Origin of the sequence: Mesobacillus boroniphilus JCM 21738 (genome assembly GCF_000517385.1) — a bacterium.
GTDB lineage: Bacteria > Bacillota > Bacilli > Bacillales > Cytobacillaceae > Mesobacillus > Mesobacillus boroniphilus.
Window position 1 is genome coordinate 1 of the sequence record NZ_BAUW01000181.1, and the last position, 2,653, is coordinate 2,653.

1 protein-coding gene is annotated in these 2,653 nt (G+C 39.7%); it reads left to right on the forward strand.

The window, feature by feature from the left end:
* The first annotated feature begins 748 nt into the window (after positions 1 to 748).
* Positions 749 to 2,512: a group II intron reverse transcriptase/maturase gene (gene ltrA, locus JCM21738_RS21485; RefSeq protein ID WP_051391319.1), complete on the forward strand. Its 1,764-nt coding sequence runs from the start codon at positions 749 to 751 to the stop codon at positions 2,510 to 2,512.
* Positions 2,513 to 2,653: the final 141 nt, after the last annotated feature.

Consider the following 2,653-nt stretch of genomic DNA (forward strand, 5'->3'; position numbering starts at 1 on the left):
GGGGCAGCGCGACAAGTTTTGTCATAAGCGCAATTGCGTGAAACGACAAGGGATTTCATTGGGAATCCTAACTTTATAACCGAGGATAGGAATGATAAAACCACGTATTTTGAAACTATCCCATTGATACTCCTGCATGCGCCATAATAGACAGATTATGGGGTCTGGAGCACAGGTGAAGTCGGCAGAACAAAGGCTGAAGCCATTCTTTTCGGAAAAGGTATGCTAATGGATATGCCGGATGGCTGAAAAACTAAATATGGTGAGAATTTTCTTATGAAAAAAGAATAGACGAACTTCTGAATGTACGGGTCTAAAGTTACGAGCAATAGGAAACTATTGTCCTATCTTACGATAGGGTGAGTGATGTGGAGTAAAAATTGCCTCTCTGAAACACGTTATACCGAACAATGGCGGTATCCAGCTCACAGGCTTACAGGAAGCACCTAAGTTTAGAAGTGATAGCTAGGTTATAAGGTACTTGGAAAGTAAGGAACGTTGCTCGAAGGGCTGTCACCTGAAACGGTTGCTATAAGCTGTCATAGCGAAATGCATTTGTCCTTATGAGGGTAGGGGTATGACTAATGAAACCTCTGTAATGGAGGTGGAGGAACAGCCCCAAGTCTAGCGATAGTTAATAATTATTTTTCAAACGTGCATTGCACCGGTCGAGTAAGAACGTGGGAACATCACTTCATTAAGGAATGATGCCACAGTGCAAGCTCTGCGATATTGGGATTATTATGGGATGACCGACACCTTTACAGACTTACATCAACGAGCCAAAAATAAAGAAAAATTCCATTATCTATACGACATCATCACGTCGAGGAATAACATTTTATTAGCGTATCGCACAATCAAGTCAAATAAAGGGTCGAAGACACCAGGTACAGATGGGAAAACCATCTTAGATATTGAGAAGCGAACCGAGAACGAATTAGTTGTAGAGATACAAAAGCAGCTCAAGAATTATCGCCCGAAGAAAGTAAGACGGAAGTTAATAGAAAAAGATAATGGCAAGATGCGACCACTAGGCATTCCGTGTATACTCGATAGAATCATTCAACAGTGTTTTAAACAAGTGCTAGAGCCAATTGCGGAAGCTCATTTTTACAATCATAGTTATGGATTTAGACCTCTACGGTCTACTCACCATGCGATGGCAAGAGTTCAATTTCTCGTTAACCATTCGAAACTCCATTACGTTGTAGATATCGATATTAAAGGTTTTTTTGACAATATCAATCATACGTTACTAGTTAAACAACTATGGAATCTAGGCGTTAAAGACAGAAAAGTAATTGCTTGTATCTCAAAAATGTTGAAAGCTGAGGTAGATGGAGAAGGAATCCCGACAAAAGGATCGCCGCAAGGCGGTTTACTTTCACCATTGCTTTCGAACATTGCGCTAAATGAATTGGACCAATGGGTGGCGAATCAATGGGAACTATTCCCCCTTCACAAATCATTTAAGACTAGGGAAGGTGAACTTCTCGCAAAAAAGCGCACTCACCTAAAAGAAGGTTATTTAGTACGCTATGCTGACGACTTTAAAATACTATGTAGAGATTGGAAAACTGCCGAGAGATGGTATCACGCAGTAAAGCTTTTTCTAAAAGAACGTCTAAAACTGGATATTTCACCAGAAAAATCAAAGATTATTAATCTACGTAAACATGAATCTGCTTTCCTAGGATTCACCATACGCGCAAACCGTAAAGGAAAAAAACGAGTAGCTCACACTTTTGTTCGAGCTGAGAAAATACAAAAGATAAAAGCTGAAGCGAAGAAACGAATTGAAATACTTCGTTCCTCACCAACAGCCCAAAATGCTTTGCGTTTTAATAGTTTTGTCTTAGGGCTACATAATTACTTTAACAGAGCGACACACGTTAACTTAGCGTTCTCACGTCTTGCTTACGAAATACGTGCAATGATGTACAATCGTCTTAAGCCTATCGGGAAATATGCACACCCATCGAATCCACCCCCAACCTATAAGAAATTTTATAGCGTGGGATTCAAGACTTATAAAATTGCTGGTATTCATCTTTTTCCTCTCGCGAATGTTCAGACCAAAAACGTTATTAGTTTCACACAAAGTCGAACACCCTTCACAGTGGAAGGTCGCTCGCAGATTTATAAGAATTTGCATAAGAATGTCAGGCAAGAATTAGTCTTATTGATGGAATCGAACATCCCGACACGCAGTGTTGATTATATGGATAATAGAATTAGCCGATACAGTATGAAAAATGGTAACTGTGAAATCACAGGTTCATTTCTCCAAGCACATGACGTGCACTGTCATCACTATATTCCTATACAACTTGGTGGTAGCGACAAGTTTCACAACCTTCGCATCCTCCATAAAGATGTACATAAAATTATCCATATGACTGATACAGTTAAGATGAATACTCTCATGAAAAATTTGGGCATCACAGAACCGATGCTACAGAAAATCAATAAATATCGGGAAAAATGTGAATTAGAATCTGTCAAATAACCCAAGTCTACAAGAGTAACTTGAAACTTATAATTAACAAAACCATCGCTAGATGGAGCGCGGAATGCTTGGAAACTGGCACGTTCCGTGTGGAGCAGGGGAAAAGCCGGAGATAACCTCAAACGCTTACCTATTGCTAAC